At 40.7% G+C, this 16228-nt stretch carries 13 protein-coding genes; 12 read left to right on the top strand and 1 reads right to left on the bottom strand.

What is annotated here, in order from left to right; genetic code table 11:
• Positions 1-4 precede the first annotated feature (4 nt).
• Together ACO6S0_RS00480 and ACO6S0_RS00475 are read left to right on the top strand one after the other, a co-directional pair.
• Entirely contained in the window at positions 5-1462 is a 1458-nt protein-coding gene (locus ACO6S0_RS00480) for a tagaturonate reductase (RefSeq protein WP_422350096.1), read from the top strand.
• Positions 1459-2997 carry an alpha-L-fucosidase gene (locus ACO6S0_RS00475; protein ID WP_422350095.1) on the top strand — a complete coding sequence of 513 codons (1539 nt, stop codon included), beginning with the start codon at positions 1459-1461 and terminating at the stop codon, positions 2995-2997. The genes ACO6S0_RS00480 and ACO6S0_RS00475 overlap by 4 nt, the downstream gene beginning before the upstream one ends.
• A 45-nt stretch (positions 2998-3042) precedes the next feature.
• On the opposite strand, the gene ACO6S0_RS00470 is transcribed toward ACO6S0_RS00475, so the two are convergent.
• On the bottom strand, positions 3043-3594 hold the full coding sequence (locus tag ACO6S0_RS00470; protein ID WP_422350094.1) for a hypothetical protein: 552 nt from the start codon (positions 3592-3594) through the stop codon (positions 3043-3045).
• A 262-nt stretch (positions 3595-3856) separates the two neighbouring features.
• Between ACO6S0_RS00470 and ACO6S0_RS00465 the strand changes: the two genes are divergently transcribed.
• From ACO6S0_RS00465 to ACO6S0_RS00420, 10 genes are all read left to right on the top strand, one after another.
• A complete protein-coding gene (locus ACO6S0_RS00465) occupies positions 3857-5149 on the top strand; it encodes a tyrosine-type recombinase/integrase (RefSeq protein WP_422350093.1) in 1293 nt (430 codons plus the stop codon).
• Positions 5146-5448: a hypothetical protein gene (locus ACO6S0_RS00460; protein ID WP_422350092.1), complete on the top strand. Its 303-nt coding sequence runs from the start codon at positions 5146-5148 to the stop codon at positions 5446-5448. The genes ACO6S0_RS00465 and ACO6S0_RS00460 overlap by 4 nt, the downstream gene beginning before the upstream one ends.
• Positions 5449-5467: 19 nt before the next feature.
• Entirely contained in the window at positions 5468-5776 is a 309-nt protein-coding gene (locus tag ACO6S0_RS00455; RefSeq protein WP_422350091.1) for a hypothetical protein, read from the top strand.
• A 54-nt stretch (positions 5777-5830) separates the two neighbouring features.
• A complete protein-coding gene (locus tag ACO6S0_RS00450; RefSeq protein WP_422350090.1) occupies positions 5831-6574 on the top strand; it encodes a hypothetical protein in 744 nt (247 codons plus the stop codon).
• A 91-nt stretch (positions 6575-6665) separates the two neighbouring features.
• Positions 6666-6944 (top strand): helix-turn-helix domain-containing protein, encoded by a 279-nt coding sequence (locus ACO6S0_RS00445; protein ID WP_422350089.1) that lies wholly within the window; start codon positions 6666-6668, stop codon positions 6942-6944.
• Between the two features lie 73 nt (positions 6945-7017).
• Entirely contained in the window at positions 7018-8334 is a 1317-nt protein-coding gene (locus tag ACO6S0_RS00440; protein ID WP_422350088.1) for a hypothetical protein, read from the top strand.
• 143 nt (positions 8335-8477) lie between these two features.
• Entirely contained in the window at positions 8478-9122 is a 645-nt protein-coding gene (locus tag ACO6S0_RS00435; RefSeq protein WP_422350087.1) for a hypothetical protein, read from the top strand.
• 94 nt (positions 9123-9216) lie between these two features.
• A complete protein-coding gene (locus ACO6S0_RS00430; RefSeq protein ID WP_422350086.1) occupies positions 9217-11133 on the top strand; it encodes a phage tail tape measure protein in 1917 nt (638 codons plus the stop codon).
• 515 nt (positions 11134-11648) lie between these two features.
• Positions 11649-12914 carry a fibronectin type III domain-containing protein gene (locus ACO6S0_RS00425; RefSeq protein WP_422350085.1) on the top strand — a complete coding sequence of 422 codons (1266 nt, stop codon included), beginning with the start codon at positions 11649-11651 and terminating at the stop codon, positions 12912-12914.
• 8 nt (positions 12915-12922) lie between these two features.
• The gene (locus tag ACO6S0_RS00420) at positions 12923-16222 is read left to right on the top strand and encodes a hypothetical protein (protein ID WP_422350084.1); all 3300 of its coding nucleotides are present in this window, start codon (positions 12923-12925) and stop codon (positions 16220-16222) included.
• Positions 16223-16228 lie beyond the last annotated feature (6 nt).

Below are 16228 nucleotides of genomic sequence, written 5' to 3'. Positions count from 1 at the left end.
ATGCATGAAACTACTTAATAGAAACACGGTATCTGTACCAACCTATACCGAAAGAGTGCTGCAATTTGGAGAAGGCAACTTTTTAAGGGCTTTTGCCAATTGGATGCTGCATGAGATGAACAAAAAATCCGATTTTGATGCTGGCGTAGTGGTGGTACAGCCTATTGAACAAGGATTGGTCCATCTGCTAAACCAGCAAGATGGTCTATATACCCTATACCTCAGCGGCATTAAAAATGGAAAAGTTTTAAGTGAGCACAAAATCATTGACTGCATACAACGGAGTATAGATCCATACCAAGACTTCGAGGGGTATTTGGCGAATGCAGAAAATCCAGATTTAAGGTTTATCATATCCAACACCACAGAGGCTGGAATCTCATTCGACCCCAATGATCAGTTGGAAGATACTCCGCAAAACAGTTTTCCAGGGAAGCTCGCCGCTTTGCTATTTAAGCGGTTTCAAGTATTCAATGGGGATGTGGAAAAAGGCTTAATCGTGATTCCCTGTGAACTCATTGATAGGAACGGCGACAATCTTAAACGCATAGTCCATAAATATGCAATACAATGGGAATTGGGTTCAGATTTTAAAACTTGGATTGATGATCATTGTGTTTTCTGTAACACCCTGGTAGATCGAATTGTACCTGGGTATCCCAAAGACAGAATGGAAACCATTACCCAAGAACTGGGGTATAGGGACAATTTGGTCGTTGAAGGCGAGCAATTTCATCTGTGGGTCATAGAAGGACCCCAATTTCTCGAAAACAGCATTCCATCAAAGGAAAGCGGATTGAATATTGTCTTTACAGACAACATGGAACCTTATCGAACCCGAAAAGTGAGGATTCTGAACGGAGCACATACCAGCTTGGTTCCAGTAGGATACTTATACGGGATTGACCACGTTAGGGAATCTGTGGAGGATCCCGTGGTAGGGAATTTTTTGCAACAGGTCATTTTTGAATGCATTTGCCCCACGCTGGACTTACCAAAAGATGAAGTGCAGCAGTTTGCCAATGATGTTCTTGATCGATTTAGAAATCCGTATTTGCAACATGCCCTGATCAGCATTTCACTCAATTCCGTATCCAAATTTAAAACTAGGGTGTTGCCTTCCCTCCTGGAATACATCAAAAGAAAACAAGAACTACCCCTTCCCCTATTGTTTTCGCTTGCTTCCCTGATAGCCTTTTATAAAGGGGAAAGGGACGGGGAACCAATTCCATTGAAGGACGACCCAAAAATTCTCGAATTTTTTAAGCACCAATGGGCTTCGAATAATTTGGAAAACATTGTTCAGCATACACTTGCCAACACAGAATTTTGGGGATTGGACTTAACCCAAATAGCTGGAGTTCAAAAAACCGTTTCAAGCTATTTAAAAAGTATCATCAACAACGGTATGAAAGACGCTTTGGCCAACTTCATGCGTATTCAAAAACCAGTCAAATTATGAAACTAGCATTACCAAAAATCTTGGTTCTTACCATTTTGCTATCAATCACTGCTTGTAAGGAAACTGTACAGGAGAGCCAATCTTATGAGCCTGAGATACCAAAAACCCAAGAAAATTATAGTGAAGACTGGTCCTCGTTAGGTGGACATAACGAATCTCCCGACTGGTTTAAGGAAGCCAAATTGGGGATTTATTTCCATTGGGGGCTTTATTCTGTTCCTGCATTTGACAACGAGTGGTATCCCAGACATATGCATTTTGAGGATCACCCTGTGTACAAATATCACTTGGAAAACTATGGTCACCCTTCAGAATTTGGTTATCACGATTTTGCCCCCCTCTTCAAGGCAGAAAAGTTTGATTCGGATAAATGGGCACAATTGTTTGTGGATGCAGGTGCCAAATTCGCGGGACCTGTTGCGGAGCACCATGATGGCTACGCTATGTGGAACAGTAAGATTACCCCATGGAATACCATGGACACTGGTCCCAATAGGGACATAACGGGAGAATTGGAAAAATCAATCAAGGGTAAAGGACTGAAATTCATAACCGCATTTCACCATGCCAAAAACCTGCAGCGGGCCACCGCTATTGGACAGGATATTAGCATAAGCCATTTTCCATATTTTGAAGGCATGCCGCCCACATCAAGTGACCCAGACCTACAATTAATGTATGGAAATATTGAGCATGAGAAATGGTACAAAGAGGTTTGGTTGGGAAAATTGAAGGAAGTCATTGACAACTATAGCCCTGATATTGTCTGGTTTGATTATGTGCTTGGCGACATTCCGGAAGCGTATAGAAAGGAATTTGCAGCGTACTACCTAAACGAGGCCCATAAAAAAGACCAAGAAGCCGTAATTGTAAGAAAACAGCACGATCTACCGCTGAACATGAGCGTTGAAGACCTTGAGCAATCCAGAAAGAACACCATAGGAACCAAAACATGGATGACCGATGCCACTATTAGCGATGGAAGCTGGTGTTATACCAAAGATCTTGGTGTCAAAAGATCCCAGGACATCCTTCATATGCTTATAGACATTGTCAGTAAAAATGGAGTGCTGCTTTTGAACATCTCCCCCATGGCGGATGGCACTATTCCAAACAATCAGGTGGAAGGCCTTTTGGAAATGGGAGACTGGCTAAAAAAGTATGGAGAGGCAATTTATGGAACGGAAGCTTGGTACACCTTTGGCGAAGGACCCACTAAAGAACCCACAGGCCATTTCGAAAATCATGATCTCTTTCACAAAATAAAATACTCCAGTAAGGATATTCGGTATACTACAAAGGATTACACCATTTACGCTATCATAATGGGCAAGACCACTCCGAACCAGCAAATAATGTTGGAGTCTTTTGCCAAAGAAAAAATACTTGACGTACCTGCTATAGAAACCGTAACCGTATTGGGGAGTGAAAGTAAGATTGCATGGGAACAATCGGAAAATGGACTTTACCTGACAATGCCAGGAAACACGGTAGACGAAATGGCAACGGTAATCAAAATAACGATATCCCAGTAGCATGATTCAAAACAACATCGGACTTACCGGTAGTTTTTAGTTGATTTATCGGCCAAGATTCAAGTCAACTGCGGCATAAAAAACCCCCGCTATAAAATAGAGAGGTTGTTTTGTGCGGGTGAAGGGAGTCCCTTCGACACAGCTCAGGGTAAACTTCTCCTCCACTAAATCTGGAGGTAAGGCATAAAAAAAACCCGCTATAAAATAGAGAGGTTGTTTTGTGCGGGTGAAGGGAGTCCTTTCGACACAGCTCAGGGTAAACTTCTCCTCCACTAAATCTGGAGGTAAGGCATAAAAAAACCCCGCTATAAAATAGAGAGGTTGTTTTGTGCGGGTGAAGGGAGTCCCTTCGACACAGCTCAGGGTAAACTTCTCCTCCACTAAATCTAGAGGTAAGGCATAAAAAAACCCCACTATAAAATAGAGAGGTTGTTTTGTGCGGGTGAAGGGAGTCCCTTCGACACAGCTCAGGGTAAACTTCTCCTCCACTAAATCTAGAGGTAAGGCATAAAAAAACCCCGCTATAAAATAGAGAGGTTGTTTTGTGCGGGTGAAGGGAGTCCCTTCGACACAGCTCAGGGTAAACTTCTCCTCCACTAAATCTAGAGGTAAGGCATAAAAAAACCCCACTATAAAATAGAGAGGTTGTTTTGTGCGGGTGAAGGGAGTCGAACCTTATTTCTTGTTATAATACTCAACACATTGTTTATCAATATTATTTTATTGATTATTAGCCTATTATACTAAATATGTACTCTTCTTAGTGATAAAATCAAATAAAATTAGATAAAAATAAACAACATTTGGTTGGGAAATGGTTGGGAAAATTATATAACTTTGAGTTGTTCAGATTCAATTTATGGCAACCATAAAATTTAGGGTGAAATCAAAAGCCCAAAATGCATCCATATACCTTAAACTGTCCTTGGGAAGAGGTAAAGTTTTTGAAAAGAAAACAGATTATCAGGTTGATTTCTCTAAATGGAGTGTTTTGAAAGGATTGCCCAAACAAAACCTTGCCTCAGAAAAAAAACTAGCTGCCAAATTACGATCCTTGGAAAAATATGTTTTGGATGAAGTCAATGAGTCCACAGCCAAAGGAGAAATTATCAATTATGACTGGCTGGATAGGCGCATTGGTATCCATTTGAAAAAAATTAATCCTAACAACCAAAGTGATCTTGTTATTGATTCTATCCAATCCATTATTGACACCGCAAATATAAGGATCAACCAAAGTGGTAATATGGGTCTTTCCCAAAGTAGAATAAATGACTATAGGTCACTCCTATCAATTTTTAAAAAATTCCAGGGGAAAAAAGCTATTAGGGTTTCAGATGTTGATGGAGCTCTGGCCACCAAATTTCTTGATTACTTAGTTAATAACCAGAATTATTCTAAAGGCTATTCCAAGAGGCTAATCGGCAACCTAAAGACCGTTTGTTATGATGCCTCATTTAATGGGCTAGAAGTTTCCGACCAACTTAAAAAAATAAAGGGGGGTAAGGTAAGGAATGATCTTATAGTGTATCTCACACCAGGAGAAATAAAAAAGATTGAAAAGGCGAAAATGCTAACACCCTATCTGGAAAATGCACGCAAATGGTTAATTCTGGGATGTTACATTGGCCAAAGAGGTGGTGACCTACTCTCAATTACCAAAACGCATTTGAGAGAAGTTGAAGGAATCACGGTAATTCAAATAACTCAACAAAAAACCAAAAAACATGTAACCATCCCAATTTTGGAAGAAGCACAAGAAATTTTATCACAAGGATTTCCGAATAAAATTTCAACCCAAAGATTCAATGAATACATTAAAAAGGTTTGCCAAATAGCCGAAATTGATGGCCCTACTGAAGGCTATAAATTTGATAAGGAAAAGAAACGCAAGGTAAAAGGAGTATTCCCAAAACACCAATTGATTACCTCACATATTTGCAGACGATCTTTTGCAACGAATTATTATGGTATTCTTCCACTGCATCTATTAATGCAGATAACAGGGCACAGCAGCGAAAAAAGCCTTTTAGGGTATATCGGCAAATCCAATTATGACTATGCCAAGGAAACCATTCAATTCATGGAAAAACTGAAACAACAAAACCCCAAAGAATTAAAATTATCAATCTTAAAATCCGAATCAAAATGAAAAAGTCAATCCTAAAGGAAGTTGAAGAACAAGTCCAATCTATTCTGTCAAAAAATTGGAACGGCATGAGTACAGAACAAAGGAAGTACCTTGAGGAAAATGTACGTTTTATAGCTATGGCTTGGGGAAAGGAAAAACAACGTTCCGACGAGTTAGATGCCAAAATTAGAATTTCGGTTATGAAAGCCGCTGAGGTTGAACAGGATTTACAGGATTCCAAAATAATCTCACTAAAAAGATATACAGGAATTGAATTGACAGAAAGGGAAGATGAATTGGTCGAAAAGTATATCAAGTAACCATTGAATATAATTCAAAATGAAACTGAAAAAGTCAATTCTAAAAGAAATAGAGGAAAAAGTTCAAAGTATCCTAGCTTCCAATTTGCATAAAATAGCTGAAGACCACAAACATTCTTACGAAGAGGATGTTAGATATGTAATAACTGAATGGATAAAAACAAAACAACGATACGAAGAAGCTAAACTAGAATTGGAGGAAGCTCGTCATAAAGCCGCTGAAGTACGCGAGGACCATCAAGACATGAAAATAATTCAACTAAAGAAAAATGCTGGAATCGCATTGACTGACTGGGACCAACAGTTAATAGAAAAGTATAGTAAATGATTTTTAAGTGCTTAGTATGATGTTATCGCTTGATCCACCAATTTATACATCTTCATGGAAGCCTATAAAATTTTAGATTACATATTTGAAATTGTTCAGGATCCGCGGAACATCTCTCCCGCAGACTTAGCTTGGGTTTACCAAAATGGTGGCAGTTGGAACCCAAAGGAACTTACAGAAAATGAAATACTTCATCATTTTGAGGCTCTTCACAAATTCAGGCCGCCTAGTCATTGGAGTAATTTTAAGCCCCTAAAAGCAAAGCTAGTACAGTTGTTAATAACTGCAGAGACAATGACAGAAATTGAATTAGACAACTTACTCGTTTATTTTACCACACTAGCCAAATCCGTCAATTTTCGTACTACCTATCAGCGCAATGACGGATTGTTGTCAAAAGAGGAAGAAGCCCTATTCATTTCAATCTATCTTCCTTTTTTAAACAACTTAAAGCAGCTTATTCTAAACGAACTCCGTCCGGATGCAATAGAGTACCCTGATTGGTTCAAAAACAAAGAAGCTTTTCTACTGTTCCGAGATTACGTCACTAATGAAATATTAAATGAATACCTCGATCACAGTTATTTATATCAAGAACTGAAAAAGAGGAAATTAATCTTCGCTCCTTCCAGACCAGACTATCTCAAATGGATGCTTAATAGCGAATTCCTTACCCAAAGATTATTCGATTCTTTCTATAATAGAGATCATAAAAATCCTCTTTCCACCTACAAAAATTGCCAATCTGAAGAAAGACTTCTAAAATTCAATAGGCTATTCAACAAGTATTTTGGTTGAATTTTTTGGTTTTTTCACCAGTAGGGATTTTCCACCGACAATAGGTAAAAATATCTAGCAACCTTTACCTTGATTTTTAAAACGAATAGTTATGTCTGGTGCAATCCAATTTCTGAACATTACCCCCAAAGATTTTCTAGATGAGGTCGATAAAAGATTAGATAATCGATTTGTTGATTTCACAAAAAAATTTAAACCAGACCCTCCAGAAGAATTTATGACCAAGGAGGAAGTTTCGAAACTTCTGAAAGTCACCAAAACCACCATCAATAATTACACTAACCGCGGCATACTAACACCCTACGGCTTAGGTGGCATGATTTACTTCAAACGAAGTGAAATTGAAAAGGCCATTATCAAACTACGATGACAATAAATAAAACCCTGACACAGTGTCCCAGGGTTTTACGAATTGTTCAGATTCAAAGTTAAATGTCCAAAAAATGGAATTAGGAGCATTCAACATCTCAAATATAGTGATTGATTTTATTAAACTCGTTGTTCGGGACATGGATGAGATTGCTAGAGTATGGCGCAATCCAAAATTGATTTTCCATGATTTCAATGAGAGACTTAATCATTTTGATTTTGAGACTCTGATAACAAAAGAGACAAAAAAATGGAGAGGTATTCTATTCTGTAAACTTCAAAACCGATTAGAAATCTTGTTTCGTCCTCATTACTTCTATAACGCAAATACCCATAACGCAAACGACTTTAGCCTAACAGAAAGCGTTGATTGCATCAAAACATTTGTAGAAGCTTTTCAAATAAGCGAACCAACCAAATGGAAAGTGATCAATATTGAATTTGGAGTCAATATCCTTGTGCCTGGATATGGCAAAGAGCTAATAGGATGGACTGAATACTGGAAAAAAACCCAGTTTAAGTATGACGCAGATCTAGCATACAGCAAGAAAGCATATGGTGTCAAACCAAATGGTAGACCAAATACATTTAAAATAGTAAAGCTATACGCTAAGGGTGTACAGCACCCCAATTATTGTCACCCCGACACCATCCGATTTGAGATAAAATCAAAACAAACTAAATACATCTTGAAACATGGAATTTCCACCCTTGAAGATTTGCTATTGGAAAAAGTGTATACATCAATGGCTTTGGATCTGGGATCTACTGCGAAAGAAGTATTGATTTTAGATAATAGTACAGAATTTAAGAACCTTGACAACAACGAAAAACAAAGGCTTACCCAATACCTGAATTCATACACCTGGTATTGTCAAACACAAAAATCTGTCAATATGTTTTCAAGAATGAAAACAAGATATTTTTCGCTTTTGAATAAGACAGGTAACAATGTACACTCAATTTTCCACAGTCAAGTCACAACGAAGTCAGCTCAATTGTTAGGTGTCGAATCCTCACCCCTCAGTTTAGCTTCAAAAAATGTGAGGGGTGACGATTCCACTATACATATAAGTCGAATCTTCACCCCTATCGATTTATCTCAACTAAAATGTGCTGTTACTGGGATAACCTTAGAAAGGGAAGGTCCTATCAAATCAGGAAAACCAATCCCAAAATACATTCGAACAAAAACACTGAAGCATTTAAGACAGAATGACTATGAGTTATTTATTCATCTGACATCCATGCTTGCCCCAAATATATCATCAAATGACTTTAGACTACCAAAGCACGACTCAAGTATTATCAGCTATTGTGCACATCAAATCAGGAATAGATTTTACAATAGCAAAAGAAAAGCAATTAAGAAAAAAGGTACTGTAAAATGAATTTAAACCCAAAGCAATACGTTGCGCACTGCGTTTTTCAAGTACTTGACACACTTTTGAAAATCGTAACGAAATGTGTCACAATTTCGAATCAAAAACACCATCACTACGTGACAGCTAATCCACAATTAAATCCATAAAACATGTTATTATCAGTTAAAGATTTTTCAATGGCTGTTGGTATAAAAGAAGCAACCGTCAGACAGCATATCAAAAGAAAAAAAGTATTTAAGTCTGGCAAGTTGATAGATACAGATTTTGATGCCAACCAGGAATACATCCTTGAACAAACCAACGGGAATGGTTTGGACACAAAAAAAATAACCAAAAAACCTAAATCAAAGCTATCTATTATCCCCAACCAAAAACCAACAGTACAATTAAGTGTCGAAGATCAGATTGAATCCGCTAATGAAAACTCACAATACCATTCGCTGACTATTAGAAAGAAAGTAGCAGATGCTGAAAAAGCAGAAAGGGAAAACCAACTAAAACAACTGGAACTGGAAAAAAAGCTGGGCAAGTTAATGCCTGTGGAACTGGTAGAGAAAATTTTGGTAATTAACATCCACACTATATTCAGAACGTTTGAAGCTGAAGCGGACAACTTGGCATCAATCTATTGTGAAATTCTAGGTGGAGATCGAACCCACTTAAGCGAAATGGGAACCCAGATGAGAAAGAGTGTTGATAAAGCAATCAAAACTGCAGAGAAACAATCCTTAATCGACATACATCGAGCAATTGCCTCTTATGCTGAGGTAAGAAGTCGAGGTGAAAGAAAGTAAAATTGCTCCTGTTGACAACTTTTAATTTAACCAATGGTTAAGCGTAACTATATAAAAATCATATCACTACATTAAATAATTAAAACAAAATTCTATGGGTGCTACAGTAACAATCCCTGCCACATTCAAAGCAGTTGACCGTTTTTCACATGTTCTGAAATCAATGGGAATGGGAACTAAAAATTTTGCTAAAATGGGTATTAGCTCAATGCAGAGGTTTGATGCAAAAATCAATCAGACATTCAAAAGTATGGGGCGAATTTCACAAGTGGCCTTGGGAATATCAGCAGGAGCTCTGTTCTCTTCTGCGATACAAGCGAATATCGATTATAACAAATCTTTAATGAGTGTTAGTTCAATTACAGGCGCAACGGGAAAGAATCTAACCATATTAGAAAGAAATGCCATGGGAGTGGCCAACTCGACCAAAATGATGGCAAAAGATGTTCTAATAGGATTCGAAGAAATAGCATCCGCAAAACCTGAATTGCTCAAGACTCCTGATCTTTTGGCAGACATTACGAAGAATGCAATCATTCTTTCCAAGGCATCCGGATTGGATTTAAAAATGTCAGCAGATGCTCTAACCACTAGTTTGAATCAATTCGGATTAGGCGCTGAGAAATCTTTAATGGCCATAGATGCATTGGCCGCTGGAAGTGTTTACGGATCCTCGAAAATTCCACAGACAGCTGATGCATTGGCAAAATTTGGAACAATTGCGGCAGCAACGGGCACCACCTTAAATGAGTCAATAGCATTAATACAATTGGTTAGTCCATTTGAAAAAGGAGCAGAGGCAGGCACCAAACTAAGAAACATTTTAGCAACCATTGCAAGTGCCAAAATATTGCCTAAAGATCAACTTAATGTTCTAAGGTCAATGGGAGTGGATATAGAAAAAGTTGCCAATTCTGCTTTACCGCTTAATACCAGGTTAATGGAATTCGGCAAAATTGCAACTGACAATAATGCTGTCATGAAGGTTTTTGGAAAAGAAAATTCTGCACTCGCTCAGGCACTTTTCAATAATGCAGGGGGATTTGCCGAAATGTTAAAGAATATCGGTCTAACAGGGGCTGCACAAGCCCAAGCAGACAAAAATATGTCTTCATTGGGAGCTCGAATCACCGCAATCAAAAATCAATTCTTCAATGTAACTACAGCTACCAATTCAGAAAACAACTCCCTGCGATTATTGGGAAGTACAATGGACTGGGTAGCCAACAACATGGAAATGATAGTAGGTATTGGAGGTTCTGCTGTGGCTATTTTTGGTGGAATGAAAGCCATAACATTGGGTGCCCAGGCGGCGGCTATTGGATATAATGTTGTTATTGGTGCCCAAGCTGCACTTAGTAAAACAGCGGCAATCTCAATAGGCCAAAATTCTGTTGCCCTGGGTGCTTATAAAGCCATGCAGGTTGTATCCACAGGGGTTACGTGGTTGGCAACTGCCGCCACAACAGCCTTTGGAGTTGCAATTAATTTAGCTTCATGGCCAATACTGGCATTGATTGCTATTATTGGGGGTGTAATAGCCCTATTCTACAATTGGGACAACGTTTCAAAATGGTTTTCAAAACAGTGGGGCAAGTTCACATCGTGGATTGGGGAGGCATGGGACAATGTTGTTAGCTGGATTAAAGATTTTGACTTCGTTGCATTCTTTAAGAGGATTGGTCAAAGCGTTTTAAAGTTTGTATTGGCTCCAATTCAAATGATGCTGAAAATGGCCAGTAGATTGCCAGGTGTTGGAAATATGGCCAAAGGGGCATTGGATAAAATCTCCCATTTAACCGGAGAAAGGGAGGCTTTAGCAAAAAGCCGTGAGCGATTAGATGGACCAGAATTAATTATGGTGAAAAGCAATAATGACGTAAAAAAAGCAATCCATGACTCTAATGTGAACGTCAATTTTAATGACCCAAACAATATGGTTAAGAGTGTTGATGCTTCAGGACCAAATGCACCAGCTATAAGCCTAAATAAAACCCAAGGAGCATTTTAGCAGTCTTATTTACCTTATAAGGAATCAACATTTCCAATAGGTATAACATTGGTTAATTGTGCTAAATTATTTTGCACAGTATTAGAATTTTTGAACAAGACGATGAATAACCAATGTTGAACGTTCTGGGCATTTAACTGCTTGGTATTCATTAACCTACTTAGCCAAGGTGGCTGAATTACAACAAAATAAAATTCTTGCCATTCTCTAAATTAATTTAAGTGGAATCATTCCTCATCACGTATCTCCTTCATGAAGTCTTTTGCTAAGAACATCATGCTTTTTCCTTAAGAAATAATCATTTTATAAGAATAAGTATTTCATCGAAAAAAGAAAAATACTACAATAAAAAGAAGAAATAGCAGATATATATAGTCGATTATATTTTCAATAGTAGAGGATTATACCCAAAATCTTAACCTACATTACATGCATAACTCGACATTTTTAGGGGCCAATCGGTCCCATATTAACAACATCAAACATTTTATTTCAACCCTAATTTCTTTTCAACTATGAAACCCTTACAAACGTTTTATACGGTAGCCCTATTTGCAATTTTTGGATGTATAAACATCCATGCCCAAGAACTTCACACCGAAAGCAATGCGGGAAGCATTGCCAATGAATCCAATGCAATAACAGGATGGGTTCCCCAAAACGATAATGTTACCACAGTGTCAGTAGAGACCAGCGATGTTTACGGAGGGTCCTATGCCATACGGATAGAGACCATCGCCGAAGCAGCGAGTCGTGGAAAATACATTTTTACCACTACGGCCAATACCCAATACAAAATAGTTATACACGCCAAGTCATTGAGCTTGGATGGTGGTTTTTGGTCATGGGACGGGTTTAGTGATTTTGCTGGCGTGGATTTTTATGGAACAGGCTGGCACCGTTATGAGTTCAATGTGACAGCCAGTGGAACTTCGGCCACCTTGAAGGTGTATGCAGGTGCCCCTTCAACTATTGGGGAAGCCGTATTGATTGACAATATCTCCATACAGGAACTGGACAGTTCGCCACCGACGCAACCTGGTCAACCTACCCTTGTTTCCAAAACAAGTAATTCAGTATTTTTTAATTGGACAGCGGCCGGAGACGATATAGGTGTCACCGGATATAAGGTATACCAAAACAACGTCGCTGTGGATACACTTTCCAATGTTCTGGAATATACGGCTGACCAACTGACCCCGTCAACTCCATATCAGTTTCATGTGACCGCCTTGGATTATTATGAGAATGAGAGTCCTGCAAGTCTTTTTTTGGACGTAACCACGGATCCTGCACCTGCTGGCGGCGGTAACGCGGAATGGGCAAAAAACGGTACCACGGCTAGCTATTCAGACGAGGTTGCCATTGGCTCAAATTCGGTCCCTTCCGGATACAAATTGGCCGTTGATGGAAAGCTCATTACCGAGGAGGTTAGGGTTGAGTTCTCAGGGACTTGGCCGGATTATGTCTTTGAGGAAGGCTATGACCTTCCCTCACTTCAAGAAGTCCAAAAACATATTGATCAGCATGGCCACCTGCCCAATATTCCCTCTGCCGAAGAAGTACATGCCAATGGTATGGACGTGGGCGAAATGAACAAGCTTCTTTTGGAGAAAATTGAGGAGATGACCTTGTACATCATTTTACTGGAGAGCACTCAAAAACTACACGAGAAAAGATTGGAACAACAGAATGAAAAGTTGGCAAAAATCACACTTTTCGAAAAGGAGCTGGAAGCCCAGAAAGTGATACTTGAGAAATTTACGACTGCAAAAAAATAACCCAAAGGATGAATATCAGAATATACATGGCATTGCCACTATTGTTGGCAATGTTCAAACTGCAAGCACAAGACGGAAACCATGGGGGCTTTGCAAACCCGATTCCGGACAATTCCATCACGGCTTCCCCGGATGCCATGGCGTTCCAAAAAATTCACGCGCTTCCCGTTAGTCTTTATACGGGCAAAATCGACCTTACCATTCCCATTTATGAGATCAGATCGGGAAATATAACAGTTCCAATCTCCATTTCTTACAATTCCGGAGGAATCAAGGTGGACGATATTGCCTCATCTGTTGGCATTGGATGGAACATCAATGCGGGGGGAAACATTGTGAGGAACATACGGGACCTGCATGACAATGAGATAGGTTTTTCATTGAACGCCGAGAGCGACCCGGACCTTGGGACGATTTTGACAGGTTGGATTGCCTCTCAGGGCTACAACAGGAACCCTGGCTGTGCAAACTACAGGGAAATTGTGACCGCTTGGGGACCGACGAACAAACATGCTGTTTATTACGAGGACGTGGACGCCTTGGTGAACAACACTCCCGGGGGCAATCCGCCTGGATTTGGCCTTCACGCCACCGACCTGTCACCTGACCTGTTTATGGTGAGCGCCCCTGGCCTGAACTCGAAGTTTACCTGTATAAACACCTCGAATCTATGTATCTATCCAGATAACAACACTGGCTTTACCACCACATTCCTGGATGGCAACGGTGCCCGGATGGATTCAGTATTGGTTGATATCCGGACTATAGATGGACTTGGGTTCTATGCCCCAGGCAACACAGGTAACCATAAGGGCAGGATGACCGAGCCCATAAAGGATTTTTTCGAGTTCCAGATATCGAACAACAGTGGCCTCGTTTATGATTTCGATCAGGTTGAGGTAAGTGAGGGTTTTTACTCGCCCCTGGAAACACAGCCCTCGGGATCGATCAACCAATGGACCAATACCTGGGATACCATGGACGCGAACAACTATACCAAACGGATACATACCTGGAACCTGTCCAAGATCACCGATCCGGCCACTGGACGGAGCGTGGATTTCCAGTATGGGGACTATGCCAACGATGACATTGTCGAAAACACCATGGTCAACGACCATACCATTGCCACTAATGGCCCTGCGTCACTTTCACCCGGCAACTCCTGTTATTTCGCACACAACACATTTTCGATAGGAAGATCAGCACCCTACGCCTACTTGGGTGCCTTTGAGAACTGGGAGAAGCACCCGATGAGGAAAAGGTTGCAGACCATCACATTTGATGGCGGGACCATTGATTTCATCCACGGTCTGGACAGGTTGGACTATCTCGGAGAAAAGGCACTGACAGAAGTCCAGGTCAAGGATGTGTTCGGCAATGTGATCAAGAAAGTGCAATTTTCCTATACCTATTTCGATTCCAAGGAAAACTGTTCGGATGCAGAATGCAAAAGGCTCAGATTGGACGGTGTCTCCGTCTTTGAGGGGGATGACCAGCAGATCTACACATTTGATTATGAATATACCGACAAGCTCCCCAAAAGAGGGTCGTTGCAACAGGACTATCTAGGCTACTACAATAACAATGGTGTGACGGGAAATTCGAACTCGACAACCAGCATAACCCCACAATTGTACTTTTACCCGAATCAGGGACAGCATTCCATTTTACCGTTCCAAAGGGCTAATGAGAACAACTACCAACTAATCCCTGGTGCCATCGATTTCACGCCCAATTCTTATTCATTGACCGGACTCTTGACAAGGGTCACATACCCCACGGGAGGGACATCGGAGTTCGAATATGAGAACAATTCATTCAGGTTCATGGGGGAGGACTATGTTGCCGGGGGGGCAAGGGTCAGGAAGCAGACACTCAAGGACAAGGGAGTGACCGTCAAACAATACGAGTATACCTATCTTGGAACTGATGGCAACACATCCGGCGAAATCAACAATATACCGGTCTTTGGTTACCCAAACCAGGTCCAACTTTCACCTTTTTTGCTATATGAGGCCGCCGTATATGACAAGCCAAAAGGAGGTATAGAGCTTACCTCCGGAAGTTTTGTGGGGTATTCCAGGGTATTGGAAATAGAACCGGGCAATGGACATACGGAATACCTATATTCCTCTTCTTCAGAACATCCAAATGTCCAGGAATCCAGGTTGCCCACCAATGGCCACCAGATATTCAGCGTTCAGAACAGTTTCCAGTGCAGTGACGAACTGATCGACAACAGTGCCTATCCCTCATTGGCATATGTGGACAATGATTACAAAAGGGGCAAGCTAAAGACTAGGAAGGTGTATTCTGAATCGGATGACATCCTACGACAGGAAGAATACATCCTTACCCCCAGGACGCTCTCGACCCTGGCCCTCCAGAAGAACGTGAAGATAGGTGCAACGGAACTGGGCAGTGGCCTGGATGCATGGGACCAACAGTCCCATATGCTCGATGTCAGCACAGAGATCCCCGTGGCCCAGCACCTTCTAACAACCAAGACCACAACAGAATTCCTGGGCAGCGGGCAATTGGTTACCATTGAACAGACAACCTATAAACCTTCATTGCCGATTGTCGATGAGGTTACCTTGGTGGACAGTAATGGTGATTCGTTCAAGACGTCGTATACCCATGTCCTGGACAAAAGCCCAAGCGAATCCACTGTTATCCAAACATTGCATGATCAAAACAGGCTATCCGCCTTATTGGAGATGCAGCAGAGCAAGAATGGGACAGTCCTTAAAAAGGAATCCCTCATGTACGGGACCTATGGGAATTTGGTACTTCCCATGGAGTTGAAGAATATCAAGGGAAACAGTTCGGAAAATATACAATTGAACTATTTGGCCTATGATGACCAGGGCAACATCCTGGAGTTTGAGAGACCTGATGGAAACAAGACGGTCTATATATGGGGTTACAATGATCGCTATCCAATTGCAAAGATCGAGGGCAACATATCCTATGACCAGGTCAATAATGGTTTGACACAATCCGTGGGCTATGGAATATCAACAATCCAGGACCGCTCGGACGAGGACAATGACAATTGTTCGGATCCAACCTGTAAGGAGGAGATATTGAGGAACCACCTCGATTCTATCCGGACAAACTTTCCAGAAGCGATGGTCACCACCTTTACCTATGACCCCTTGATCGGGATTACAAGCACAACTGATGCAAGAGGCTACTCCACCTATTACCTCTACGATGGCCAGAACAGGCTCAAGGAAGTAAGGGACGAGAAGAACAACCTTGTGACGGACCATGTCTACAATCTAGGAGGGCAACAATAATCAGGG

It is taken from the genome of Flagellimonas sp., assembly GCF_965233845.1.
Lineage (GTDB): Bacteria > Bacteroidota > Bacteroidia > Flavobacteriales > Flavobacteriaceae > Flagellimonas.
This window is presented reverse-complemented; position numbering and strand designations above follow the sequence as displayed.

Excerpts from the sequence above, each read along its gene's own strand:
- ACO6S0_RS00480 (WP_422350096.1), top strand. The coding sequence starts at position 5 with ATGAAACTACTTAATAGAAACACGGTATCTGTACCAACCTATACCGAA.
- ACO6S0_RS00475 (WP_422350095.1), top strand. The coding sequence starts at position 1,459 with ATGAAACTAGCATTACCAAAAATCTTGGTTCTTACCATTTTGCTATCA.
- ACO6S0_RS00425 (WP_422350085.1), top strand. The coding sequence starts at position 11,649 with ATGAAACCCTTACAAACGTTTTATACGGTAGCCCTATTTGCAATTTTT.
- ACO6S0_RS00450 (WP_422350090.1), top strand. The coding sequence starts at position 5,831 with ATGGAAGCCTATAAAATTTTAGATTACATATTTGAAATTGTTCAGGAT.
- ACO6S0_RS00445 (WP_422350089.1), top strand. The coding sequence starts at position 6,666 with ATGTCTGGTGCAATCCAATTTCTGAACATTACCCCCAAAGATTTTCTA.
- ACO6S0_RS00435 (WP_422350087.1), top strand. The coding sequence starts at position 8,478 with ATGTTATTATCAGTTAAAGATTTTTCAATGGCTGTTGGTATAAAAGAA.
- ACO6S0_RS00465 (WP_422350093.1), top strand. The coding sequence starts at position 3,857 with ATGGCAACCATAAAATTTAGGGTGAAATCAAAAGCCCAAAATGCATCC.
- ACO6S0_RS00455 (WP_422350091.1), top strand. The coding sequence starts at position 5,468 with ATGAAACTGAAAAAGTCAATTCTAAAAGAAATAGAGGAAAAAGTTCAA.
- ACO6S0_RS00460 (WP_422350092.1), top strand. The coding sequence starts at position 5,146 with ATGAAAAAGTCAATCCTAAAGGAAGTTGAAGAACAAGTCCAATCTATT.
- ACO6S0_RS00440 (WP_422350088.1), top strand. The coding sequence starts at position 7,018 with ATGGAATTAGGAGCATTCAACATCTCAAATATAGTGATTGATTTTATT.
- ACO6S0_RS00420 (WP_422350084.1), top strand. The coding sequence starts at position 12,923 with ATGAATATCAGAATATACATGGCATTGCCACTATTGTTGGCAATGTTC.
- ACO6S0_RS00430 (WP_422350086.1), top strand. The coding sequence starts at position 9,217 with ATGGGTGCTACAGTAACAATCCCTGCCACATTCAAAGCAGTTGACCGT.